Consider the following 25730-nt stretch of genomic DNA (forward strand, 5'->3'; position numbering starts at 1 on the left):
CGCCGCGCATCAGCCGTGACGGGCTGACGAATCCGCTGGAATCGAGGAAGAATTCGTCACCTTTGTCGTCGGCGGCGCCGACGCGCGACTCGAGCCGATCAAGTCCGCCCCGGCGTTCTTCGACGCCGAAAAGCTATCGGTGGCACAGCAATTCGCCACATCCAAGGACGGCACGGCGATCCCGTACTTCGTGGTGCGGCGCAGCTCTGAAGACGGGGCCGACGGCCCCGGACCCACCCTGTTGAGCGGCTACGGCGGATTCGAAACCGCCAACACCCCCGCCTACAGCGGGGTGCTGGGCCGGCTGTGGCTGGCGCGCGGGGGCGCCTACGCGCTGGCCAACATCCGCGGCGGCGGCGAGTACGGGCCCGGCTGGCACACCCAGGCGATGCGCGAGCACCGGCACAAGGTGGCCGAGGACTTCGCCGCGGTGGCAACCGATCTGGTGGACCGCGGGATCACCACTGTCGAGCAGCTGGGCGCCCGCGGCGGCAGCAACGGCGGGCTGCTGATGGGTATCATGCTGACCCAGTACCCGGAGAAGTTCGGCGCCCTGGTCTGCGACGTGCCGCTGCTGGACATGAGGCGTTACCACCTGCTGCTGGCCGGGGCGTCATGGATGGCCGAGTACGGCGACCCGGACAACCCAGACGACTGGGCCTTCATCTCCGAATACTCGCCCTACCAGAACGTTTCGCCGACCCGGCGCTACCCGCCGGTGCTGATGACCACGTCCACCCGCGACGACCGCGTGCACCCGGGCCACGCCCGTAAGATGACGGCGGCCCTGGAAGCCGCAGACCAGCCGGTCTGGTACTACGAGAACATCGAGGGCGGCCACGCCGGCGCCGCCGACAACGAGCAGGTCGCGTTCAAGTCGGCCCTCAGCTACGCGTTCCTCTGGCGGACGTTGACCAGCAGCGACACATCTTCGACCAGCGGTCGCACGACTCGCAGCTGATCTATTTCGAGATCTCGTTCAATTCTATTTGGGCCTGGTCAATTTGGTCGTAGGCGTAGGCCACCATCTCGGCGGTGGTCATCGTCTCGCCCTTGCGGGCGAGCGATCCGTAGGTCGCCTCGCCGAGGACTTCGCGCAGGTGGGTGATCGCAGTGGTGATTTCTGGGACCGCTGATGCCGAGAGGGGACTGAGCGCGAACCCGGCGATGGTGGCTGCCGGTTCGTGGCGTCCGAGCCGGTCGAAAAGAACGGCGAGGTCGGCCAGTGGGCCGCGGAGCGTCGTAGTATTGCCCGAATTGTGGTAGTTGCGGATCGCCAGGGTGAGGTGATGGAATGCGGACACATTGTCGCCGTGTCGGCACTCGAGTCGTGCCAGAAATCCCGCAAGAATTGACGCATTGGCGCGGTTGCCGCTGTCTTGAGCGATTATCAGGCCGCGGCTGAAGGCGTGAATTGCTGCAACAGGATTCGCGTCACGGCAAGCCGAACCATAGGCACCAAGTGCCGACGCGAGCCAGTGGGGGTTGCCTGCTGCCTCCGCTTCCTCGATGAGGCCGTCCGCGCAGTCCATTGCCTCCCCGTTGGAACCGGCCAATGCAAGGGCGATAACAAGTATTGACCGGATGACAGCATTGGCGTCGCGGCGGCGCGCGAGCCGGGCGCGGCACCATTCGGCCATCCGCTCGGGCTGCCCGACGGCTAGGTATACAGCTCCAAGCCAGCCGTCGATGCCGTACGGCAGCACCTCGCGGCTCCTGCCGAGAACGATCTGGCCGGCGTCGTAGTAACGGAGGGCCGCCTCGATCCGTCCGGTCGCGTAGCATTGCGACGCAATCACGTACAGGAATGCCAGCCGGGGGTGGCCGGCTGCGTGGGCGGCCTCGATCAGTTCTTCAGCCCAGGCCACCGGCTCATAGCTCTGGTGGCAAGTGCCAAGCCACCCCACGTAGGTGGCGATAGTGGCCGCGACATCAAGGTCGGCGTTGTCGGTGCCCCACCGAAACGCTGTGCGCAAGTTGGCCAGCTCGATCATGAACCACTCGTAGGCCTCACGCTGCCGCGGGCTATCCCACAGGGCCAGGATGTCGGCTTCGCGCCCGGCGAAGTACCGGGCGTGAGCGTTGCGAATCTCTGAGGCATCGCCGCGGGCGACGAGTTGGTCCTCGGCGAACTGGCGGATCGTCTCCAGCATCGAAAACCGGGTCCGCCCCGAAGACCGGTCAGCGACCAGCAGCGACTTGCGCACCAGGGCGTCCAGCAGATCCAGAGTGGCGAAGTCGTCATCGAAACCCGCTACGGCGCAGGCACTTTGCAAGTCGAATCCGTCGGCGAACACGGAAGACCGGTCGAGCAGCATCTTCTCCGGCTCGTCGAGCAGGTCGTAAGACCACGCCACCGCGTGGCGCAGAGTGGAGTGGCGTTCCAGTCCGCGCCGCGCGCCCACCAGCAACCGGAACCGCTGATCGAGGCGATCCCGCACCTCACCGGCGGTCATGGCCGCTATCCGGGAGGCCGCCAACTCGATGGCCAACGGAACGCCGTCGAGGCGGCGGCAGATCTCCACCACCGCGGCCGCCTCATCGGGCTTGTCGATCGAAAAGTGCGGGGCCACACTGCGGGCGCGTTCGACGAACAGATCGACTGCGGCAGAGTCGATCCCCCCACCGACGTCCAGCGACGGCACCGGCCACAGTTGCTCGTCGGGGGCTCCTAGTCCTTCGCGACTCGTCGCGAGGACTCGGACAGTTGCCGATTGCGCGAGAATCGCCTCTATCAGATCCGCGGCTGCCACCAGCACGTGTTCACAGTTGTCGAACACCAGCAGCCGCACCCTGCCCTCCAGGGCGGCGGCCACGCTCTCGGCCACGCTGCGGCCGGACTGTTGGGTGATCCCCAGCACCGCGGCGACCGCGTCGGGGACCGCTGCCGGATCGGTCACCGCGGCCAGCTCGAAAAGCCACACTCCGTCGGGGAATTCATCACTCAGCCGCCGCGCCACTTCCAGCGCCAGCCGAGTCTTGCCGACTCCGCCCACACCGGTCAACGTGACCAATCGATGAGCCTTGACCGCGACTTGCACTTCGCCGGCCTCGGACTCACGCCCGATGAAACTGGTCAGCGCAGGCCGCACGTTTCCCGAACCCACATCCAGCGCCCGCAACGACGGAAACTCCGTGCGCAGACCGGGCGCTTGGACCTGGAACACCTGAACCGAACTCGGGATATCCCGCAACCGACGCGGTCCCAGATCGATGAGATCAATCCCGTTGAGTAGAACCGCCGTCGAGTCGGCCAACAGGATCTGTCCGGCATGCCCGGCGGCCATCACGCGTGCGGCTCGATTGAGCACCGTGCCGAAGTAGTCCTCGTCTCGCAGCTCGGCCTCGCCGGTCGCAATCCCCATCCGCACCGGCAACTCCAACGCCCGCTGCGCAGCCACCGCCGCATCCACCGCCGATCTGGGCGAGGCGAACGCCGCGCAAACGCCATCACCGGTGTGCTTGAACAGAAAACCGCCATGTGTCTCAATCGCAGAGCACAACGCCTCGTCATGGGCGGCCAGCGCTGCCCGCATTCCATTCGCGTCGGTTTCCCACCGGCGCGTTGACCCCTCGATATCGGTGAACAGAAACGTCACCACGCCTGAAGGGGCAGCGGCCGTCATGGCATGTCCTCGGCCCACGCGATGTGCCCTTCGCAGCCAAGCGTTTTCGCGTGGGCATCACCGTCGGGGGCTGGCGCAACGCAGGCGTGAACAGACCGAGCGTGCGCTGCACAATCAGAGCGACACGACCGCCACGCTGCTGTGGCCGTCACCCGACCCTCAGGCAATCCGGGGCCCCCCGTTAGGCGTCCTCGAACGATAGCCGGCTGACCACTTCCAGAAGGGCTGTTGGCGTTCACGGTGATTCCGACACAAAGTCTTGAGAGCCTCAATCTACACCTACTTCGAGTCTGCGCTCAACTCTGTTCGGGCCTGGTCGATTTGGTCGTACGCGTAGGTCACCATGGCGGCGGTGGTCATCGTCTCACCCGTACAAGCGAGCGATTCATAGGTCGGGTCGCCGAGGACATCGCGCAGGTGGGCGATCAGGGTGTTGAACTCAGCAAGCATTGCGGTGTAGGGGATGACCGCGAACCCGGCCATGGTGGCCGCTGGTTCGTAGCGTCCGAGCCTGTCGAACACGGCGGCGAGGATCGAGAGGGCGCCGCGCACGGAGGTGTTGTTGCCCGCGTCGTGGTAAGTGCGGATCGCCAGCGTGATGTAGTCGAGCGCGGCCAGCAGGTCGCCGTATACGGCCTCGAGGCGGCACAGACTGACCGCCAGTAGTGACTCGGTGGCACGGTTGCCGCTGTCCTGGGCGATCACCAGGCCCCGACGCACGGCCTCCAGATCGGCATCACGGAAGGCGGCGCCGTGGTGGGCGTAAAGGTGGTCATGGACGTAAAGCGCGAGCGAGAGCACAAAGGGGTTGTGGGTGGCCTCGGCGGCGTCGATCAGGCCGCTCGCGGCGGCTATCGCTTCGTCATGGGAACCGGCGAGCGTCAGTGAGAGGATCAGAGATTGCCTTATGAGTGTATGGGTGTCGCGACCGCGTGCGAGCTGGGCGCGGCTCCACTCGACCGCCCGTTCGGGTCGGCCGATGTGCAGATACGCAAGGCCAAGCATGGTCTTGAGGCCGAACGGCACCGCTTGGTACCGGCCACTGGCGATCACCAGCTGGGCGGCGTCGGCGTAGCGGACGCCGTCCTCGGTCCGACCAACCTGGCAGCACCGCGTTGCCATCACGTAAAGGAACGCGAGCCGGGGGTGGTCGGCGACGCGGGCGGGTTCGATGAGTTCTTCGGCCCAGACTATCGGCTCGTAATTTTCGACCGCAATGCCGAGCAACGCCGAATACGTGGCGATGATCGCGGCGGTGTCCAGATCACCCTGGTCGGTGGCCCACCGAAATGCGGTACGCAGGTTCGCGAATTCGATTGCGAACCAGTCGTAGGCCTCGCGTTGGCGGGGACTGTCCCACAGAGCCAGGATGTCGTCTTCGCGCCCGGCGAAGTACCGCGAGTGGGCGGCCCGAAGCTTGGACGCTTCGCCGCGGGCGACGAGCTGTTCCTCGGCGAACTGGCGGATCGTCTCAAGCATCGAAAACCGGGTCCGCCCCGAAGACCGATCAGCCACCAGCAGCGACTTGCGCACCAGCGCGTCCAACAGATCCAGGGTCGCGAAGTCATCGAAACCCGCTACGGCGCAGGTGCTTTCGAGGTCAAATCCGCCAGCGAAAACCGAACAGCGTTCCAGCAGAGCCTTTTCCGGCTCGTCGAGCAGGTCGTAGGACCACGCCACCGCGTGGCGCAGAGTGGAGTGGCGTGCCAGGCCGCGGCGCGAGCCGACCAGCAGCCGAAACCGGTGATCGAGACGATCCCGCACCTCGCTGGCAGTCATCGACGCCATCCGCGAGGCCGCCAACTCGATTGCCAGCGGAATCCCGTCGAGTCTGCGGCAAATCTCCACCACCGCGTCCGCCTCGCCGGGCTGGTCCTGCGAGAAGTCCGCCACCACACGGTGGGCACGGTCGACGAACAACTTCACGGCCCCGGATTCGGTTCCGGAGTTGACGTCAAGGGACGGGACACGCCATAACTGTTCGTCGCTGATCCCCAATCCTTCGCGGCTGGTCGCCAGAATCGTGACGGTCGCCGAGGCGGCCAGGATCGCCTCCACCAGGTCCGCGACACTGTCCACAACGTGCTCGCAGTTGTCGAACACCAACAGCCGCGACCGGCCCTCCAACGCGGAGGCCACCGACTCGCTCACGTTCTTTCCCGGTTGCTGAGTGATGCCCAGCACCGCAGCCACCGCATCGGGTACCGCCGCCGGGTCAGCGACAGCCGCTAGTTCGAAAAGCCAGACACCGTCGGAGAACTCAGCGGCCACACCCGCAGCGACCTCCAATGCCAGACGGGTCTTGCCGACCCCGCCCACCCCGGTCAAGGTCAGCAACCGGCGGGCTTTCAGCGTTGTCTGCAGCTCGGCGACCTCCGACTCGCGGCCGATGAAGCTTGTGGTCTGTGGACGGAGGTTCCCCGGACTCGGGTCGAGGGTCCGCAATGACGGAAAGTCCGTGCGCAGGCCCTCCGCTTGGACCTGGAACACCTGAACCGAAGTCGGGATATCCCGCAACCGCCGCGGCCCCAGATCGATGAGATCCACACCGCTGAGCAGGACCGCCGTCGAGTCGGCCAACAGGATCTGCCCGCCATGCCCCGCGGCCATCACGCGTGCGGCGCGATTGAGCACCGTCCCGAAGTAGTCCCCGTCACGCAGCTCGGCCTCGCCCGTCGCGATCCCCATTCGCACCGGCAACTGCAACTCCCGTTGCGCGTCGATCGCGGCGTTCACGGCCGACATCGGCGACGCGAAGGCCGCCACCAATCCGTCGCCCGTGTGGCTGAACAAAAACCCGTCATACGCCTCGATCGCCGTGCGCAACACCTTGTCGTGCACGACGAGCGCCGCCCGCATCGCTGGCGCGTCGGCCTCCCACCGGCGAGTCGAACCCTCGACATCGGTGAACAAAAACGTCACCACCCCCGAAGGGGCAGCCGCCGTCATGGCATCGCCTCGGCCCAGTCGATATGCCCTTCAAAGCCAAGCGATTTCGCCATGTCGCGGTAGCGATCCCGGAACCGCGCGTAAACCTCGATATCGCCGTGAGCCCGCGCCAGGAGAGCCCGCAGCCGCAACAGCCAAATGTCACGTATCACCAGACCCTCATCGGCCGGCGCGGTCGCCAACCGCTCGACCGCGGCCTCCGCCTCGGTCACATCGCCCTCGGCCCCGCGGTCCAACAGTGTCTGCACCAGAACACCCGTCGCCGGAATGCCCCACAGCAGCAGCTGTGCGTAACGGAACAGATGGTCGGTGGCGGCACGCATGCGCGGTATGGCGTCATCGCGATCTCCACGCCGAGCCCTCTCCCGCGCCACGTACACATTGACGAGTGGCAACTCGCCTAGATTGTGTCCCCGGCGTACGAACACGTCGCTGATCTCGGCCAGGAGCTTCTGTCCGCGATCACGCTCCGCAACCGTGTGGCGGTGCACCAACGCAAGACCCAGCGTCATCCGGGCGAAGGTCAACCCATCGTCATCGCCCGACCGTTCGGCAATCCGCAGAGTAGCCTCAATCTCCCGCATCGCCGGATCGTCGGGCTCGTTAACGCCATTCGTAATTCCGCCGTAGATATAAGTGACGACCAAGGTGTAGGACATAGGGTCAGCATCACGGGCCATGGCCAGGCCCTGCTGCTGGTCGTCGCGCCATCCGGAACGACCCAGGCAATATCGAGCAATAGCCCGCATCCCAAAGGCGAGCGCTAATGGGCACCCGACAAGGAAGTTGCCCATAGATGGGTCACCGTCAGCCAGATCGATGACCCTTTGTGACCACTGCAGCATGTCACACGACTCGGCGCACTCAAGCTTGGCGTAGATGGCCGCTGTGGACAGCCCCACCGCCAAAGTTGGATCGTTGATCGACTCGATGAGGGCCATGGCTTCGGATGCCAGCTGCGACGCCTCGCGCAGCCTGTCCTGATACACGTGATCCACCACCAGCCCCGCCATGGCGATAGCCAGTGACGCCTTGTCACCGGCGGCGGTACACAATTCCCGCAGTTCGTCGAAGCGAGCACCGGCAACCTGGTCATGGACTCGCCAGGCGGTCCCGCACAGCATGGTGCGCGGGGCGACGCACAGGGCTGCCCGGCTTGGGTCAGCGGCGGGCAACGCGTCTGCGATCTTCTGGGCGCGTTGCCAACTCAGCCGCGCCGCGTTGATGTCGCGGTTGGTCGCCCAGGTTGCGGCGCGCATGTGCCAGCCGTAGGCAACGTGTAAATCACCGGCGGCCTCCAGATGCTCGGCGATCAGCGCAGCGTTCTCATCTCCCGCTGCAGGATCGTGGGATTCAATCGCAGCGGCCAGCCGCCGGTGCAGCTCGGCGCGATCGGACTTCAGTTGTGATTCGTAGGCCACCGTCCGAATCAGCGGATGGTGAAACACAAACTCCGGTTGTCGGGTGAAAGTGACCTGATCGATGAACTGTGCCCTCATCAGGTCATCAATCACGGGATCAATGCCCAGCGTTTCCAACAGGTCCCGGCTGAACTTCGAGCCGATGACCGCCGCCGCGCACAAGGTGCGCTTAGCCCCAGGGTTTAGGCGGTCGATGCGAGCGGCGATGGTCGCCTGCAAGGTGGCAGGCACCGTGGCCGCACTGACGTCTGCGGTCGACACGTATGTGCCGGTCTGTCCCTGCAGCACGCCGCGCTCGGCCAGTTCGCGCACGATCTCCTCGGCGAAAAACGGGTTACCGGCGGCCCGCTCGGCTATCTTGCGGCCCAGCTCAGCAGTGGCGGAATCAGGGCCTAGCAGCTCGCAGACCAGTGCCGCGGTCTCCGAATCACTCAGCGGCGCAAGGGCGATGGTTTGAGCACCGTGCACCCGCGTGAGTGCGCCCTGATATTCGGGGCGATAGGTGGCCAGCACCAGCGACGGCGTCTGCGGGATCACGATGAGGAAGTCGGCGATCATCGACTCGCTGACTTCGTCGATCCAATGAACGTCCTCAACGACGTAGACCACCGGCGTTTTCCGAGCCAGGGAAGCGGCATTGAGCAGCGCGGTCAACCGTCGCCGGCGGGCATCGGGATCGATGGCCGGCAACGCAGCGTTCGGGTCGGCGATACCCAGTAGGTCATCGAGTAGCAGCAAGTCCTCGGGATCTGCGTCGGCAACGCGGTCGCGCACTTGATCGCGAGCGGTCTGCCCGTCAAGAGCCTCGACGCCCGCAACGGCACGCAGCAGCCGTGCGACGGCATGGAAGGGGACCTGGCTGGTGTGCGATTCGCAGAAGGTGGTGAACACCTCCACGCCGCGACCACCCGCCATCGCCGCTACCTCGCGCACCAAACGGCTCTTACCGATGCCGGGTGAGCCGACCACGCCGACCACAACCCCGTGGCCGTCGATGGCACGCACCAGCAGGCCCTCGACGGCAGACATCTCCCATCGCCGACCGACCAGATTCGACTCAGCACGTCCGACAGCGTGATGCCCCTCCGGCACGCCCAGCAGCCGCTGTGCGCAGAGTGGCTGATCGGTGCCCTTGATGCGGACACGCTCAACTTCACCGAGAGTCGCAGCACCATCAAGCAGTCTCGCTGTCGACCCGCTGACCATCACCCCGCCCGGCGGTGCCACCGATTCCATCCGCTGCGCCATACCAACCTGCTCACCGACGGCGGTGTAACCCAGTGCACCCGAACCGATTTCACCGGCGATTACCTCACCGGAGTTCAGTCCCACCCGCAACTGCAGATCCACACCGTCGCGCTCTTGGACGTCGACGGCCAGCCGCTTGGCCTCCTCCTGAACGCCTAAGGCCGCCAGACACGCACGAACGGCGTGGTCCTCCAACGCCACCGGTGCGCCGAACACGGCCATGATGCCGTCGCCGGTGAACTTGTCCACCCTGCCGCCATACCGCTGCACTACCGCCGAAGCACAGTCGACCAGGTCGGCCATGATCTCACGCAGCCGCTCGGCCCCGACCGCCGCGCCGATGTCCATCGAATGCACTACGTCGGCGAACAGCACCGTGACCTGCTTGTACTCCGCCGGGATACCGGCGTCTTCCAAAGGGGAGCCACACCCGTGGCAAAACCGGGCATTTTCCAGAGGCTGGGCGCCACACGTCCGGCACGCTGCTATGGCCGTCACCCGACTCTCCGCCAATCCCGGGCCCCCGCGTCCTCTAAAGATAGCCCGTTGAACCACTTCCACCAGGGCCCGTCGTCGCGGACGCTCGGCGCGGCGAGCCGTTAAGCTCGAAGGCGATGTAGCGGATGCGGTCGAGGAGGGCGTTGATCATGAGAGCACCGAGGTTCGCCGCGGTGGCGGCATTGACGGCGATCGCTCCGATCGCGATTCTCCTCGGAAGTGGCCCCGCGCACGCCGACACAGACCTCGGCAAACCATGCTCGCCGGAAGGCGCGAAGGTGTGGGGCAACCCCGGCCCGATCTACTGCGCGCGCCAGGCGGACGGGCAAACGCAGTGGGTTTCCATTCCCGTCGACGCCATGTGCGTGGCGTTCTGCGTGAATCACCCGTAGCGGCTCAGGGCCGGCCGGCGGTCGATTCGGGGCTGCGCTTGCGGCGATTGATCATCGACGCGACCAGGCCCACCGCTATCGCCAGCCCCCCATAGCTCAGCGCCGAGGGCCACCAGGCCGGTCCCGCGGGTGGGGTGGGCTCCTTGAGCGTGGCCAGCGCCACCAGGTAGCTGCCGTTGTCGGTCGGCCCGGCCGCCGGAAGCGACTGGGTCCTGGTGACGGTGATCTGAGCGGGGCTGGTCGGATCGTTCACGCGCCCCCAGGCCAGCGTGGAGTCGTCGAGCAGGAAGGTGTCCTGGCTGGCCGCGGGCTGGCTGCCGTCGTGGCCCACCACCTGCACCTGCCCGATCACCACGGTCTGGTTGTCGGCGGCGACGTTGGCGGAGACGTCGTGGTACACCTCCGGCGGCGTCGGCGGACTGTAGTTCGAGGGCGGCGGGCCGTCCGATCCCGGCGGCGGTATCGACGCCCCGCCGGAAAAGCTGCCCGACGCCACGTGGCTGTAGCCGACCGCGGTGAAGGGGAACAAGCCGGCGGCGGCGACGTCGAGCACGATCCGGCCACCCGCCGGCACGAACACCTCCCGGTATGCGCCGTCGTAGAGGTAACGGAAGGTCATCGCCTCGCTGAGCGGGTTGTACAGGGCCGGGCGGTGGTTGTCGTCGTAGTCGACGTACTCCCAATGCCGGGGGCGCACCAGTTCCTGGTTGTCGGCCTTGACCACGTCGACGTTGTCGCTTTGGGCGTCGACCACGTTCTGCACCCGGTGGGCGAAGTCGTACAACTGGCTCGGCGGCTCCAGCGGGCTGGCCGGGTTGATCCGCGTCGCCGGTGCGGCCCTGGCGTCCGCGACCGCCTGCGGGGACGCATCCAGACCCTTCGGCGGCGCCACCAACGCAGCGTTTCTCGGCACGCCGCCCGCCCCCGGGTTGAGCTTCGGGGTCTGCGCCGGCACCGCGGTCGGGGGCGACGGACTCGGCGGAACGACCTCGGGCGTGTGCACCGGCGAGGGCACCAGCGGAGCCGGCTCCGGCAGGGGCTCCGAAGACCACACCGGCGCCCGGCTCGGCGGCTGGACCGGGTGGGGCGGCGCGGCGCTGTAGCACACGTTCGACGTGCCATAGGACTGCACGTAAACCAGACAGTTCTGGCAGGACACCGGGTTTGACCCGTCACCGGCACACGGCGCCGCCCGTGCCACACCGGACGTCGCGGCCGACACCCAGAACGGGGCGAGCGCTATCACGACCGCCGCCGCCGTCGCGAAAACCTTGCCCATCGGGCCCTGACGGATCAGCGCCGGCAACCGGTGACGCTCGAACGCCGCCCCGCCCACTGGCAGACCTTTCCTACACCCCCCACCTGGTGGGAAATGCTACCCGCCGGCCCGAAGACCGCGTTTTGTCAGGGTTGGCTGCACGGCGACGGCTGCCGCGGGTGAACCGGCCCTAGGATCGTCGACGTGTCGGCGATCGAACGCATCGAGCTCACCCTGCTGGCGACCGGACTGATCTTCGTCCTGGCCGGGGCGGCCCAGGCGCGCTACCGCTTCATCAAGGACCGCCGCGCCGGACGACGGTTCTACTGGGCCACGTCGATCATCGGCATCGTCAGTTTCGCCGCCGGGGTGGGCAAGGTCTGGCCCAACGCCGTCGTGGTCGCGGCGATCTTCTCCGCGGTGGTCGTCTTCTCGGCCTACCTGACGACGCCCTACCTGAAGATCGGCGGGCGAATCTATGCGTCGTCGCCGGAAAACCGCCAGCCCGATCCGTGAGGAAGCCATGCCGACTCCCGACTTCGAAACCCTGCTGTACACGACGGCCGGCCCGGTTGCCACCATCACGCTGAACCGGCCCGAGCACCTCAACACCATCGTTCCGCCCATGCCCGACGAGATCGAGACGGCCGTCGGGCTGGCCGAGCGGGACCAGGGCATCAAGGTGATCGTGCTGCGCGGCGCCGGCCGCGCCTTCTCGGGCGGGTACGACTTCGGCGGCGGCTTCCAGCAGTGGGGCGAGGCCATGATGACCGACGGCAGGTGGGATCCGGGCAAGGACTTCGCGATGGTCAGCGCCCGCGAGACCGGGCCCACGCAGAAGTTCATGGCGATCTGGCGGGCCTCGAAACCGGTGATCGCCCAGGTGCACGGCTGGTGCGTCGGCGGGGCCAGCGACTACGCGCTGTGCGCCGACCTCGTGATCGCCAGCGAAGACGCCGTGATCGGCACCCCGTACAGCCGGATGTGGGGCGCCTACCTGACCGGCATGTGGCTGTATCGCCTCAGCCTGGCCAAGGCGAAGTGGCACTCGCTGACCGGCCGGCCGCTCACCGGCGTGCAGGCCGCGGAGGTCGAGCTGATCAACGAGGCGGTGCCGTTCGAGCGGCTCGAGGCGCGCGTCGCCGAGATCGCCGCGGAGTTGGCGCAGATCCCGCTGTCGCAGTTGCGGGCGCAGAAGCTGATCGTCAACCAGGCCTACGAGAACATGGGCCTGGCCTCGACCCAGACGCTGGGCGGCATCCTCGACGGCCTGATGCGCAACACCCCCGACGCGCTGGAGTTCATCGAGACCGCCCAGACGCGCGGCGTGCGCGCGGCGGTCGAGCGCCGCGACGGCCCTTTCGGCGATTACAGCCAGGCCCCGCCGGAGCTGCGGCCGGATCCCACGCACGTCATCATCGCTGATCGGGACGGATAGTGAGATGGGCTACGAACATGGGCGGGGCCGCTGTATCCGGGGCCCGAAAGTGCTACGGTAACAACTATGTCTCGGCTGAGTTCCGCCCTGCGTGCAGGCGTTGTTCTTGTTGCTCTTTTCGTCGCTCTCAGCATCGCCGCTGCGACCTTCCCGAAGACCGCCGCGGCCGATTCCACGGAAGACTTTCCGGTTCCCCGCCGACAGATCGCGACCACCTGCGACGCCGAGCAGTACCTGGCCGCCGTCCGGGATACCAGCCCGGTCTACTACCAGCGGTACATGATCGACTTCAACAACCACGCCAACCTGCAACAGGCGGTTATCGACAAGGCGCATTGGTTTTACTCGCTGTCACCGGCGGACCGCAGGAATTATTCCGAAAACTTCTACAATGGCGATCCGCTGACATTCGCCTGGGTCAATCACATGAAGATCTTCTTCAACAACAAGGGCGTCGTCGCCAAGGCCACCGATGTGTGCAACCAGTACCCGCCCGGCGACATGTCGGTGTGGAACTGGTCGTAGATCGACCCTGGTCTTTATCGGCCATCGAGCTTAGACTCTGCGACTGTCGGGAATCGCTTTTTCCCCGAAGTTTGGGGACAAATCAATAGTTCTCGACTGGTATTCCGCTCACGCGGGGACGCCAGTCCGTGCGACCAGAGTCAACCAGGACTTACATCATGCTCATGCCGGGATGCTGCGCCCCAGCGAGGACGCGATGAGCGTCGTCGACCCCCAGTCTGACGCGCTGGCGGCGCTCGACTGGCTCGAGATCACCTGCCAATCCGAGACCGGGTGCACCAACAGGGCGACACACATCGTCTACCGGCACGCCGTGGACCAATGCAACCGCCCGAACCTCGACCCGTCCGGGAACATCGTCGAGATCCTGTGCATCGGTTGCGTCCGCCGGCTCAAGGCCCAGGTCCTGCAGCAGGTGGACAGGATCAACCGCTGCCCGGGCGGCTACTGCCTGACGTGCGGGGCTCCGGTGCACAAGCTCAGCGACGTCATGCGCAAGATGGTGCAGCTGCGCACGTACGCCTGACGATCGTCAGCAGTGCGGGGAGCTCGCCCGCAACCGATCCGTGTCGGCCGGTGGGCCGTTGCTGCCCGGCGCCGGCTCCCGGGGCCACATCAACGGCCCTTTTCGTCGTTACGCACGTGATATGCGTTACACTCCAGCCGCGAGGGGAAGGATCAACGGTCCCGTCCGGGCGACGACGGGCCATGATTTACTTAGGTAAGCCTTGGCTGCGCTGGTACCGCGGAACCGTGTGCCGGGCGGACGGGCGCAGCGCGGCGATCCGCCCACAGAAATGCCCGACCGCTGAAAGGGATCCCAGATTTTCAAGGTGCTGTCCCGGACGTGGATCCCACTGGTCATCCTGGCGGTAGTGGTGATCGGTGGATTCATCGTCTATCGGGTCCACGGCTACTTCGGCTCGGAAAAGCGCGAATCGTATGCCGACAGCAACCTGCAGAACCCCAAGCCGTTCAACCCCAAACGGATCGTCTACGAGGTCTTCGGGCCGCCGGGGACCACCGCGGACATCAGCTACTTCGACGTCAACGGCGACCCCACCCGCGTCGACGGCGCGCCGCTGCCGTGGTCGCTGCGCATCACCACCGACAAGGCCGCCGTGATGGGAAACCTCATGGCGCGCGCCAGCGGCGATAGCGTCGGCTGTCGCATCACGGTCGACGACGTGGTCAAGGCCGAGCGGATCTCCAACGAGGTCCGCGCCTACACCTTCTGCGTGGTGAAGTCCGCATGACGACACAACGGTTCTTCAACTCCGACGTCCCCGACGCCCATGCCGAAAGGCCGTTGCTCGCAAGGACAATCCACCGCCTTTCGGTGCCGATCATCCTGTTCTGGGTCGGCATGGCGGTCGTGTTCAGCGTGCTCGTCCCGTCGCTGGAGGTGGTGGGGCAGGAACGATCGGTGTCGCTGAGCCCCACGGACGCGCCGTCGTTCCAGGCCATGAAGCACATCGGGCACGCCTTCAACGAAGGCGAGACCGACAGCTCGGCGATGATCGTGCTGGAGGGCGACCAGCCCCTGGGCGACGACGCGCACCGGTACTACGACTCGATCATTCGCAAGCTGCGCGACGACAAGGCGCACGTGCTGAGCGTCCAGGATTTCTGGGGCGACCCCCTCACGGCCGCCGGCGCGCAGAGCAACGACGGTAAGGCCGCGACCGTCCAGGTGAACCTCGCCGGTAACCAGGGCGAGCCGCTGGCCAACGAATCCGTCGACGCCGTGCGCAAAATCGTGAACAGCGTGCCGCCGCCGCCGGGGGTCAAGGCCTACGTCACCGGGGTGGCGGCGCTCACCGCGGACCTGCACCACAGCGGCGACAAGTCCACGGCGAGGATCACGTTGACGACGGTCGCGGTGATCCTCATCATGCTGCTGTTCGTCTACCGGTCGATCGTCACCGTGGTCCTCCTGCTGGTCACCGTGGGCTTCGAGTTGACCGCGGCGCGGGGAGCCGTGGCACTCATCGGCCACACCGGACTGATCGGGCTGTCCACCTTCGCGGTGTCCCTGCTGACCTCGCTGGCGATCGCGGCGGGCACGGACTACGGCATCTTCATCATCGGCCGCTACCAGGAGGCCCGGCAGGCCGGCGAGGACAGGGAGGCCGCCTTCTACACGATGTACCGGGGGACGGCGCACGTCATCCTGGGTTCCGGTCTGACGATCGCCGGGGCGACGTTCTGCCTCAGCTTTGCGCGGATGCCGTACTTCCAGACGCTCGGAATCCCTTGTGCCGTGGGCATGCTCGTCGCCGTGGCGGTCGCGCTGACGCTGGGCCCGGCGGTGCTCACCGTCGGCAGCCGGTTCGGCGTGTTCGACCCCAAGCGCAAGATCGGGGTCCGCGGCTGGCGGCGGATCGGAACCGCCGTGGTGCGCTGGCCGCTGCCGATCCTGGCCGTCACGTGCGCGGTCGCCCTGGTCGGCCTGCTGACCCTGCCGGGCTACAAGGCCAACTACAACGACCGGGAGTACCTGCCCGGCTCCATCCCCGCCAACGAGGGCCTGATGGCCGCGGACCGCCACTTCTCACAGGCCCGGATGAAGCCGGAGATCCTGATGATCGAGTCGAACCACGACATGCGCAATCCGGCCGACTTTCTGGTGCTGGACAGGCTGGCCAAGGGCATCTTCCGGGTCCCGGGCATCTCGCGCGTGCAGGCGATCACCCGGCCCGACGGAACGACCATGGACCACACGTCGATTCCGTTCCAGATGAGCATGCAGAGCGCCGGCCAGATGCAGAGCATGAAATACCAGCGCGACCAGATGAACAACATGCTCAAGCAGGCCGACGAGATGACCAAGACCATCGCCAACATGCGACGGATGTACGAGCTGATGACGCAGCTCGTGGCCACCACGCACCGCATGGTCGGCGACACCGTCGAGATGCAGCAGATCACCAACGAGCTGCGGGACCGCATCGCGGACTTCGACGACTTCTGGCGGCCGATCCGCAGCTACTTCTATTGGGAGAGGCACTGTTTCGACATCCCGATCTGCTGGTCGATCCGCCAGATTTTCGACGCGCTGGACGGGGTCGATCAGATCACCGACAAGCTCAACACGCTGGTCGGTGACATCAAGGACCTGGATCGGCTGATGCCGCAGATGGTCGCGCAGTTCCCGCCGATGATCGAGACCATGGAGAACATGCGGACCATGATGCTGGACATGCACAGCACCATGTCCGGGATCTTCGCCCAGATGGACGAGATGAGTGACAACGCCACGGCGATGGGCCACGCCTTCGACGCGTCCAAGAACGACGACTCGTTCTACCTGCCGCCGGAGGTGTTCAAGAACAAGGACTTCCGGCGCGCGATGAACAGCTTCCTGTCCCCGGACGGGCACGCGGCGCGCTTCATCATCCTGCATCGCGGCGACCCCGCGTCGGCCGAGGGCATCGCGAGCATCGACAAGATCCGCACCGCCGCCGAAGAGTCGATCAAGGGAACGCCCTTGGAGGACGCGAAGATCTATCTGGCCGGGACGGGCGCGGTCTTCAAGGACATCTCCGACGGCGCAAAGTGGGACCTGGTGATCGCCGGAATCTCCTCGCTGTGCCTCATTTTCATCATCATGCTGATCCTCACCCGCGCCCTGGTCGCCGCCGCGGTCATCGTGGGGACGGTGGCCATTTCGCTGGGCGCTTCGTTCGGGCTGTCGGTGCTGTTCTGGCAGCACATCCTCGGCATCGAATTGCACTGGCTGGTGCTGGCGATGTCGGTCATCGTGCTGTTGGCGGTGGGATCCGACTACAACCTGCTGTTGGTCTCGCGGTTCAAGCAGGAGATTCACGCCGGCCTGAACACCGGCATCATCCGGTCGATGGGCGGCACCGGCAAGGTGGTGACCAACGCCGGGCTGGTGTTCGCGTTCACCATGGCGTCGATGGCCGTCAGCGACGTGCGGATCATCGGCCAGGTGGGCACCACCATCGGGCTGGGCCTGCTGTTCGACACGCTGATCGTGCGCGCGTTCATGACCCCGTCCATCGCCGCCCTGCTGGGGCGCTGGTTCTGGTGGCCGATCCGGGTGCGTTCCCGCCCGCCCCGCTTCTCGCCGCAGCCGGCCGCGCCCCGTTCGCTCGCCTACACCGACTAACCGCCGGCCGGCTCCGAATAGCTGTCATGGGAACAATCGCGCTCATCGGCTTCCTCGGCGGTCTGGTCACCGGCATCTCGCCGTGCATCCTGCCGGTCCTTCCGGTGGTCTTCTTCTCCGGCGTGAGCAGCGACGGGGCCGGCACCCGCGCGGGCCGCCCGTATCTGGTGATCGCGGGCCTGGTCCTCAGCTTCAGTACGGTCACGCTGGCCGGTTCGGCCCTGCTCTCGGCAATGCACCTGCCGCAGGACGCGATCCGGTGGGCGGCCCTGGTGACGTTGACCCTGATCGGGCTCGGGTTGATCTTCCCGCCCCTGCAGCATCTGATCGAGCGGCCCTTTGCCCGCCTCCCGCAACGCGAATTAGGCTCGAACAGAACGGGTTTCGCGCTCGGTCTGACACTCGGAGCGCTGTATGTGCCGTGCGCGGGGCCGGTGCTGGCCGCCATCGTGGTCGCCGGCGGGACCGCCCGCATCGGCCCACCGATCCTGGTTTTGACCGCGGCGTTCGCGATCGGCGCCGCGCTGCCGCTGCTGGTTTTCGCGCTGGCCGGGCGGCGCGTCGCCGAGCGCGTCGGGGCATTTCGCCGCCGGCAGCGCGGGATTCGGGTCGCCGGCGGGATCGCGATGATCCTGCTGGCGGTGGCCCTGGTCTTCAACCTGCCCGCCGCGCTGCAGCGCGCCGTGCCCGACTACACCGCTGCCCTGCAAAAGGGCTTCGGCGCCAACGGGATTCGGCAGAAGCTGGCAGCCGGCACCGCGCCCGCGGGTCAGCTGGCCGACTGCACTGACGGCGCTGCCGCCTTGCAGCAGTGCGGACCGGCGCCCGCCATCACCGGGATCACCCAGTGGCTCAACACTCCCGGCGGAGCCCCGATCGACCTCGCGTCGCTGCGCGGCAAGGTGGTCCTGATCGACTTCTGGGCGTACTCCTGCATCAACTGCCAGCGGGCGATCCCGCACGTGGTCGACTGGTACAACCGGTATCGCGACAGCGGTTTCGTGGTCATCGGGGTGCACACGCCGGAGTACGCGTTCGAGCGGGTCCCCGGCAACGTGGCCGGCGGCGCCGCCGCGCTGCACATCGGCTACCCCGTCGCGCTGGACAACGACTACGCGACGTGGAACAGCTATCAGAACCTGTATTGGCCCGCCGAATACCTCATCGATGCCCGGGGGGCGGTGCGCCACACCAAGTTCGGCGAGGGCGACTACGACGGCACCGAACGGCTGATTCGCGAACTGCTCACCGATGCGTCGGGCGCCACGCTGCCGGGCGCGACCAACACGGTCGACACCACCCCGCACACCAGGCTCACACCGGAGACCTACCTGGGCGCGGGCAGGGCCGTCAACTATGGCGGCGACGGCCCGTACCGGGCCGGCACCGCCACGTTCGCCTACCCGGCGACGCTGCCCGACGACCGGTTCGCCCTGCACGGCCGGTGGACGCTGGACGACCAGGGCGCCACCGCCGACAGCGACGACGCCGCCATCCGGCTCAACTACACCGGCAAGGACGTCTACGTCGTCGGCGGCGGCACCGGCACCATCACCGTGACCAGGGGCGGCCGGACGGCCACCACGACCATCGGCGGCCCACCCACCCTGCATCAGATAGCCGGCAACGACGCCGGCGACGTCGCGCGCCGCGACCAGCTCGACATGCGGGTCGGCAAGGGCCTGCAGGTGTTTTCGTTCACATTCGGCTGAGCAGTCCGGGTCGCCGGCGGCTTCGAATAACTTCATGGAGGTCGACGATGAATCTGACGAACCTGCTCCAGGTCTCCGCCGCCTCGGCGGTGGTGCTCGCCGTCGTGCACACGGTCACGTTCGCGGTCGCCCGGCGGATCGGGCGCTACAACGTCGTCGACGTGGCCTGGGGCCTCGGCTTCGTGGCCATCGCCGGCGTCGCAGCCGCGCTGGGCCGCGGGCCCGCGACCCGGCGCTGGCTGCTGCTCGCACTCGTGGCGATCTGGGGGCTGCGGCTGGCTTGGCACATCCAACGCAAGACGGCGGGCAAGGGCGAGGACCCCAGGTACGCCGCCCTGCTGCGCGGTGCGACGGTCGCCCAGGTCGTGCGGAAAGTCTTTGTGCTGCAGGCCTTCATCGGCTGGTTCGTGTCGTTCCCGCTGCAACTGTCCGCGGTGACCGGTCCCACGCCGGAACCGCTGACCGCCGTCGCGGTGGTGGGCGTGGCCGTGTGGCTGGTGGGCTTCGCGTTCGAGGCAGTCGGCGACGGGCAGCTGCGCGCCTTCAAATCCGATCCGGCCAACCGCGGCGTGGTGCTGGACGGTGGCCTGTGGGCCTGGACCCGCCACCCGAATTACTTCGGCGACGCCGCGGTGTGGTGGGGATTGTGGCTGATCACCCTCAACGGATGGTGGGCGCTGGCCACGGTCGGCTCGCCGTTGCTCATGACGTATTTCCTGATGCACGTCAGCGGGGCGCGGCTGACCGAGAAGCTGATGGCCGGCCGTCCCGGCTTCGACGAATACCGGGAAAGGACAGCGTTTTTCTTCCCCCGCCCGCCTCGATCGGGGCTGCGATGAGGGGCGATAGGCTACCGGGCGATGAGCACCGAGCTCGACGCACTGCTGCACCAGGTCGCGCGCGGCGACAACGCCGCCTTCGCGACCCTCTACGACCTGACCAAAGCACGGGTGTACGGACTGGTGACACGGGTGGTGCGTGATCCGGGTTATGGCGAAGAAACCACCCAGGAGATCTACCTCGAGGTGTGGCGCACGGCGTCGCAGTTCGACCCGGCCCGAGGGTCGGCCCTGGCCTGGCTGCTGACCATGGCGCACCGGCGGGCCGTCGACCGGGTGCGCGCCGAACAGGCGGGCAGCAGGCGGGAATCGCGTTACGGTGCGGCCAGCGCCGAAACCGCGAGTGATGTCGTGGCCGACTCGGCGCTCGCCGGCGACGAGCGCCGCCGGGTGGCCCAATGCCTGGAGGCGCTGAGCGATGCCCAGCGCCAGTGCATCGAGCTGGCCTACTACCAGGGGCTGACCTACAGCGAGGTGTCGCAGCGGTTGGCCGCCAACCTGTCGACGATCAAGTCGCGCATCCGCGACGGGCTGCGCGGCCTGCGTAACTGCCTGGACGTGCCATGACCGAACCAACCGATTTCGAACTGCTCGAGCTCGCCACGCCCTATGCCCTGCATGCCGTCTCGGACGAGGAACGCGCCGAGATCGACCGGCGGATCGCCGCCGCGCCGGCGCCGGTGGCGACGGCCTTCCACGACGAGGTCCGCGCCGTGCGCGAGACGATGGCGGTCCTGTCGGCCGCGACGGCGACCGAACCGCCGGCGCATCTGCGGGCGGCCACGCTGTCCGCTGCAACCCCGGCCAGCGCCCGCCAGATCGGTTGGCGCAGAATCGTTTTGGCCGCGGCGGCGGCGGTCGTGGTGGGCGCCGCGGCGTTCGGCGTCGGGGTGGTGACGCGTTCGCCGGCGAAGCCGTCGATGGCCGAGCAGGTGCTGGCCGCCCCGGACGTGCAGACGGTCTCGCGCCCGCTGGCCAACGGGACCGCGACGGTGATGTTCTCCCGCGACCGCAACGCGGCCGTGCTGGTGATGAACAACGTGCCACCGCCGTCGCCGGGCACCGTCTATCAGATGTGGCTGATCGGTGCCAACGGCCCGACCTCGGCGGGGACCATGGGCACCGCGGCGGTGTTGCCATCGACGAAAGACACGCTCACCAACATCGGAGCCTCGAAGGCGCTCGCGTTCACCGTCGAACCGGGCAACGGGTCGCCGCAGCCGACCGGCCCGATGCTCGCCGAGCTGCCTCTCAGCTGAGGGATGCTAGGCCTTCTTCCCGAGGCCGCCCGCGATCGCGACGAGCACACCCAGCCCGACCAGCACCACGCCGGCGACCAGCGTCAGGTCGAGCCAGTGCCGCAGGCCGGCCTCGGCGTGGGCCACCATCACCTCGGCGATCTGGCGGATGTCCCCGGTGGTGCGGTTCAGCGCGTCGTCGATGTGGCGGCGACCCGCCTCGATGCCCGCCCAGCCGGCCGCCCCGACGAGCAGTGCCGAGACCCCCAGCGCGCTCAGGGCCTTGCCGCGGCGGCGCGCGGCGGCCAGCGTCAGCAGCGCGAACAAACCGCCGAGGGCCGCCGCGCCGATGCTCACACCGGGGCCCCAGGTCGCCAGCCGGCTCAGCCTGCCCTGCCGCAGCGACGCGGGCATCGACACCGTCAGCGGAACCGTGAGGTTGGCGGGAACCGTGACGTCGTGGCCGCTCAACACCTGCCGGAACGCGCTGTCGTCGAGCATCGGGGCCACGTCGATCACCCATTGGTTGCCGGTCCGGCCCGGGGGCGGGTCGGTGAACAACCAGGCATGGGCCGCCCGGTTCGCCTGGGCGAACAGCGGCGGGAACCCGGGCCCGGCCGTGAAGGCACTCGCGACGTCGTGCACCCGCGCGCCGTCCACGGGGTAGCGGCCCCCGCCCCGTTCCGCGATGAGCGCCATCGCCCGGGTGGCCAGTTCGGAGGCCATGGCCGACTGCAGGGCGGGGTCGCCCGCGGCTTCTCGCGCCAGCCTGGCGTAGCCGGCCTCGTCGATGACGTTGAGCTGTAGCCACGCCGCGGGGATCGCCGCGGCCAGGGCAACGGTCGTCGCCAGCCACAACAGCGCCGTCACCGCCGATCGCACGCCTTGAGACCCTACGGGGCGATCCCCCGCACATAAGCGGCCTGGCCGAGGTGCTGGGCGCAGTCGTCGATGATGCTCACCAGCCGCGCGCCGGCCGTCACCGGCGGGTCCCAGTTGGTGTCGACGACGCGGGCCAGCTCGTCGGCGGTCACGCTGGCGATGTATTCGAGGGTCAGCTTGTGTACGGCGTGGTAGTAGCCCCTCAGCAGCTCGGCGGGCGCCTTCACCTTGGCCACCTCGTCGGGGCCGTGCCCGTAGCCGGTGTCGTTGCGCGGCAGGTCCAGCCCGAACCGGTCCACCCAGCCGTCGCGAATCCACACCTGCTCGACGCCGGCCACGTGCGCCAGCTGGATGTCCTGCACGCGCGCGCTGTGCCAGATCAGCCAGGCGATGCTGTTGGCGTTCGGGGTCGGGCGGTAGTCCGACACCTCGTCGGTCAGCCCGTCGGCGAGCTCGTCGACGTGTTCGATCAACCGGGTGAAGGCGTCGCGAAGCAGTTCCTGGGTGGCGGCGTCAGCGTTGGCCATACCAGCGACACTAGAGCCTGGCACGACCCACCGGCACGGTCGTAGATTATTTAGATGACCTACGACCTCGTCATCCGCAACGGCACCATCGTCGACGGGCTGGGGGGTGAGCCGTACGTCGGCGACGTCGCGGTGAGGGACGGCGTGATCGAGGCTGTCGGATCCGTGAACGGGGACGGGGCCCGCCGCGAGATCGACGCCACCGGGCTGCTGGTCACGCCCGGCTTCGTCGACCTGCACACCCACTACGACGGCCAGTCCATCTGGTCGGAGCGGCTGACCCCGTCGTCGGCGAACGGGGTGACCACGGTGGTGATGGGCAACTGCGGGGTCGGCTTCGCCCCCTGCCGCCAGGAAGACCACGACGTGCTCGTCGACGTGATGGCCGGCGTCGAGGACATCCCGGGCGTCGTGATGACCGACGGGCTGCCGTGGAACTGGGAAACCTTCCCCGAATACATGGACGCGCTGGACGCGGGCAAACGCGACATCGACGTGGCCGCCTACCTTCCGCACTCGCCGCTGCGGGTGTACGTGATGGGCCGGCGCGGCGCCGACCGGGAGCCGGCCACCGCCGAGGACCTCGCCCGGATGCGGGCGCTGGCCAAGGAGGCGATCGAGGTCGGCGCGCTGGGCTTCGCGTCGTCGCGGTTGACGATCCACAAGACCGAAAGCGGTTCGCCGATACCGAGTTACGACGCCGCACGGGAGGAGATCGAGGAGATCGCCAAGGGCGTCGTCGACGCCGGCGGCGGGCTGCTGCAGTTCGTGCCGGACATTCCCGCCGGCGGCTACCAGCCCGTGTTGCAGACGGTGTTCGACGTGGCCGAGGACCTGCACCTGCCGGTCACCTTCACCCTCGTCGTCGCAAACTCCGGCGACCCGACGTGGGAGGACGCCATCACGATGATCGAGAAGGCGAACGCGGCGGGAGGCGACATCACCGCGCAGCTGCTGCCGCGGCCGATCGGTCTGATCATCGGGCTGCAGCTGAGCGCCAACCCCTTCGTGCTGTACCCCAGCTACCGCGAGATCGCCCACCTCCCGCTGGCCGAGCGGGTGGCCGAGATGCGCAAGCCCGAGGTCCGCGCCCGCATCCTGGCCGACAAGCCCGGCGTCGGCCACCCGATTCTGTACGTGGCCCAGATGTGGGACTGGATCTACCCGCTGGGCGACGAGCCGGACTACGAGCCCGACCCGTCGACCAGCATCGGCGCCCGCGCCCGGGCCCGGGGGGTGGATCCGATGGAGGAGGCCTACGACCGGCTGCTCGACGACGACGGCCGCGCCATGCTGCTGGTGGCGACCAGCAACCTGCAGAACAACTCGCTGGACACCGTCGGGAAGTTGCTGCACCGCGACGACGTGGTGCTCGGCCTGGGCGACGGCGGCGCCCACTACGGGATGATCTGCGACGCCAGCTACACGACGTACTTCCTGGCGCACTGGGCGCGCGACCGCAAGTCCGGGAGGTTCACCGTGGCCGAGGCCGTGCGCGAGCTCACCTCCGTGCCTGCGCGGGTGGCCGGGCTGGGCGACCGCGGCCGGATCGCCGTCGGCTACAAGGCCGACCTCAACGTCATCGACCACGCCGCGCTGCGGCTGCACAAGCCGGTGATCCGCCACGACCTGCCCGCCGGCGGGCGGCGCCTGGACCAGACCGCCGAAGGATACGTGACAACCATCGTTTCCGGAGAAATAATTGCTGAAAATGGCGTTCCGACCGACGCCCGGCCGGGCAAGTTGGTCCGCGGCCGAAAGCCCACGCCCGTACCTGGCCGATAACGCCACGAAGGGCGGCCCTTCCCGGTTAAGTTGGGTCAGTGACGAGCCCGCATTTTGCGTGGTTGCCGCCTGAAATCAACTCGGCACTAATTTTCGCCGGGCCGGGTGCGGCACCGCTGCTTGCTGCGGCCGAAGCCTGGGATGGGTTGGCCGAGGACCTTGCGTCGTCGGCGTCGTCCTTCTTTTCGGTGACCTCGGATCTGGCCAACGGCTCGTGGCAGGGCGCGTCGGCCGCGGCGATGATGACCGTCGCGACCCAGTATGTGAGCTGGCTCAGCGCCGCCGCCGCACAGGCCGAGGCGGCATCGAGCCAGGCCGCGGCCATCGCGGCCGCCTTCGAGTCCGCGGTGGCCGCCACCGTCCAGCCCGCGGTGGTGGCGGCGAACCGCGCCCTGGTGAAGGCGCTGGCGGCCACCAACTGGTTCGGGTTCAACGTCCCGGCGATCATGGACACCGAGGCCGCCTACGAGGCGATGTGGGCCGCCGACGTGGCCGCGATGTTCGGGTATCACGCCGACGCGTCCATGGCGGCCGCACAATTGGCGCCCTGGCAGCAGGTCCTGCAAAAGCTGGGTTTCAACTTCAACAACGGGAAAATCGGATTCGGTCCACTTAGCCTTTCGCTGGGCAATTCAAACCTGGGATTTGGAAACAGCGGCAACTTAAATGTCGGATCCGGAAATTCCGGGAACAACAACTTCGGCCTGGGTAACTTCGGTAATAACAACTTCGGCTTCGGCAACAGCGGCAGCAACGACTTCGGGATCGGGCTGACCGGCAACAATCAGATCGGCTTCGGCGGCTTCAACTCCGGCACCGGCAACATCGGCTTCTTCAACTCCGGCAGCAATAACATCGGCTTCTTCAACTCCGGCACCGGTAACTTCGGCATCGGGAACGCGGGCACGTCCAACACCGGCCTGTTGAACTCGGGGTCGGTCAACGCGGGCTTTTTCAACAGCGGCAACGCGAACACGGGCTTTTTCATGGACAACGGCTTGGCCCCGCACAGCGCCCAGGACGCCGGCCTCCTCAACTCCGGCAACTACATGACGGGCGGCGTCGGGGCGGCCAACCTCAGCTCGAGCCTGCTCAACTCGGCCGTGAGCACAGGCGGACTGAACGCGAGCCTGGCGAACGCGGCGATGCTCAGCCCGGCCGGCGCCGTCGCCGCTCCGACGGACGCGAGCGCACTTGCCGGCAGCGTCCAATCGAGCGCCGCGAACGCCGTCGCCGGCCGCGCGGCCGGCCCCACGT

The 25730-nt window shown here is 67.5% G+C and carries 19 protein-coding genes and 2 pseudogenes; 14 read left to right on the forward strand and 7 right to left on the reverse strand.

Features of this window, described 5'->3' with window-relative positions; translation table 11 throughout:
- A pseudogene (locus A5696_RS28995) lies at nt 1–76 on the reverse strand (hypothetical protein); the annotation flags it as partial.
- On the opposite strand from A5696_RS28995, the pseudogene A5696_RS00415 reads away from it, so the two are divergent.
- Nucleotides 71–961 (forward strand): annotated as a pseudogene (locus A5696_RS00415) (prolyl oligopeptidase family serine peptidase); the annotation flags it as partial. The pseudogenes A5696_RS28995 and A5696_RS00415 overlap by 6 nt on opposite strands.
- 1 nt (nt 962) lies before the next feature.
- Here the strand turns inward: A5696_RS00415 and A5696_RS00420 are convergent.
- From A5696_RS00420 to A5696_RS00430, 3 genes are all read right to left on the reverse strand, one after another.
- Entirely contained in the window at nt 963–3626 is a 2664-nt protein-coding gene (locus A5696_RS00420; protein ID WP_067871687.1) for an adenylate/guanylate cyclase domain-containing protein, read from the reverse strand.
- 279 nt (nt 3627–3905) lie between these two features.
- On the reverse strand, nt 3906–6575 hold the full coding sequence (locus A5696_RS00425) for an adenylate/guanylate cyclase domain-containing protein (protein WP_067871690.1): 2670 nt from the start codon (nt 6573–6575) through the stop codon (nt 3906–3908).
- Nucleotides 6572–9742, reverse strand: a complete 3171-nt coding sequence (locus A5696_RS00430) for an adenylate/guanylate cyclase domain-containing protein (RefSeq protein ID WP_067871693.1) — start codon at nt 9740–9742, stop codon at nt 6572–6574. Before A5696_RS00430 ends, A5696_RS00425 begins: the two co-directional genes overlap by 4 nt.
- Before the next feature lie 149 nt (nt 9743–9891).
- Between A5696_RS00430 and A5696_RS00435 the strand changes: the two genes are divergently transcribed.
- Nucleotides 9892–10134 carry a hypothetical protein gene (locus A5696_RS00435; protein WP_067871698.1) on the forward strand — a complete coding sequence of 81 codons (243 nt, stop codon included), beginning with the start codon at nt 9892–9894 and terminating at the stop codon, nt 10132–10134.
- Between the two features lie 4 nt (nt 10135–10138).
- On the opposite strand, the gene A5696_RS00440 is transcribed toward A5696_RS00435, so the two are convergent.
- Complete coding sequence (locus A5696_RS00440) at nt 10139–11413, reverse strand: hypothetical protein (RefSeq protein WP_067871740.1); 1275 nt, start codon at nt 11411–11413, stop codon at nt 10139–10141.
- Nucleotides 11414–11596: 183 nt separating this feature from the next.
- Between A5696_RS00440 and A5696_RS00445 the strand changes: the two genes are divergently transcribed.
- The 10 genes from A5696_RS00445 (at nt 11597) to A5696_RS00490 (ending at nt 21300) form a co-directional block, all read left to right on the forward strand.
- A complete protein-coding gene (locus tag A5696_RS00445; RefSeq protein WP_067871701.1) occupies nt 11597–11908 on the forward strand; it encodes a hypothetical protein in 312 nt (103 codons plus the stop codon).
- 7 nt (nt 11909–11915) lie between these two features.
- Complete coding sequence (locus A5696_RS00450) at nt 11916–12830, forward strand: crotonase/enoyl-CoA hydratase family protein (RefSeq protein WP_067871704.1); 915 nt, start codon at nt 11916–11918, stop codon at nt 12828–12830.
- 66 nt (nt 12831–12896) lie between these two features.
- The gene (locus A5696_RS00455; protein ID WP_067871707.1) at nt 12897–13355 is read left to right on the forward strand and encodes a DUF5078 domain-containing protein; all 459 of its coding nucleotides are present in this window, start codon (nt 12897–12899) and stop codon (nt 13353–13355) included.
- 172 nt (nt 13356–13527) lie between these two features.
- Entirely contained in the window at nt 13528–13881 is a 354-nt protein-coding gene (locus tag A5696_RS00460; RefSeq protein WP_231964175.1) for a hypothetical protein, read from the forward strand.
- A gap of 307 nt (nt 13882–14188) precedes the next feature.
- The gene (locus A5696_RS00465; RefSeq protein WP_067871710.1) at nt 14189–14611 is read left to right on the forward strand and encodes an MmpS family protein; all 423 of its coding nucleotides are present in this window, start codon (nt 14189–14191) and stop codon (nt 14609–14611) included.
- A complete protein-coding gene (locus A5696_RS00470; RefSeq protein ID WP_067871713.1) occupies nt 14608–17490 on the forward strand; it encodes an RND family transporter in 2883 nt (960 codons plus the stop codon). The genes A5696_RS00465 and A5696_RS00470 overlap by 4 nt, the downstream gene beginning before the upstream one ends.
- Nucleotides 17491–17516: 26 nt before the next feature.
- On the forward strand, nt 17517–19202 hold the full coding sequence (locus tag A5696_RS00475) for a cytochrome c biogenesis protein DipZ (RefSeq protein ID WP_067871716.1): 1686 nt from the start codon (nt 17517–17519) through the stop codon (nt 19200–19202).
- A 47-nt stretch (nt 19203–19249) separates the two neighbouring features.
- Entirely contained in the window at nt 19250–20041 is a 792-nt protein-coding gene (locus A5696_RS00480; protein ID WP_067871719.1) for a DUF1295 domain-containing protein, read from the forward strand.
- 21 nt (nt 20042–20062) lie between these two features.
- Nucleotides 20063–20608 (forward strand): sigma-70 family RNA polymerase sigma factor, encoded by a 546-nt coding sequence (locus A5696_RS00485; protein WP_067871722.1) that lies wholly within the window; start codon nt 20063–20065, stop codon nt 20606–20608.
- A complete protein-coding gene (locus A5696_RS00490) occupies nt 20605–21300 on the forward strand; it encodes an anti-sigma factor domain-containing protein (RefSeq protein WP_067871725.1) in 696 nt (231 codons plus the stop codon). The genes A5696_RS00485 and A5696_RS00490 overlap by 4 nt, the downstream gene beginning before the upstream one ends.
- A 6-nt stretch (nt 21301–21306) precedes the next feature.
- Here A5696_RS00490 and A5696_RS00495 read toward each other — a convergent pair whose 3' ends face one another.
- On the reverse strand, nt 21307–22161 hold the full coding sequence (locus A5696_RS00495; protein ID WP_067871728.1) for a hypothetical protein: 855 nt from the start codon (nt 22159–22161) through the stop codon (nt 21307–21309).
- Between the two features lie 11 nt (nt 22162–22172).
- Nucleotides 22173–22688: a mycothiol transferase gene (locus tag A5696_RS00500; protein ID WP_067871731.1), complete on the reverse strand. Its 516-nt coding sequence runs from the start codon at nt 22686–22688 to the stop codon at nt 22173–22175.
- Between the two features lie 54 nt (nt 22689–22742).
- Here A5696_RS00500 and A5696_RS00505 point away from each other — a divergent pair, with 54 nt between their 5' ends.
- Together A5696_RS00505 and A5696_RS00510 are read left to right on the forward strand one after the other, a co-directional pair.
- Nucleotides 22743–24473 carry an amidohydrolase family protein gene (locus tag A5696_RS00505; RefSeq protein WP_067871734.1) on the forward strand — a complete coding sequence of 577 codons (1731 nt, stop codon included), beginning with the start codon at nt 22743–22745 and terminating at the stop codon, nt 24471–24473.
- Nucleotides 24474–24511: 38 nt separating this feature from the next.
- Nucleotides 24512–25730 (forward strand): PPE family protein (locus A5696_RS00510; protein WP_082968867.1); only part of this gene is annotated, 1219 nt, incomplete at its 3' end.

This window comes from Mycobacterium sp. E2699, assembly GCF_001666745.1.
GTDB lineage: Bacteria > Actinomycetota > Actinomycetes > Mycobacteriales > Mycobacteriaceae > Mycobacterium.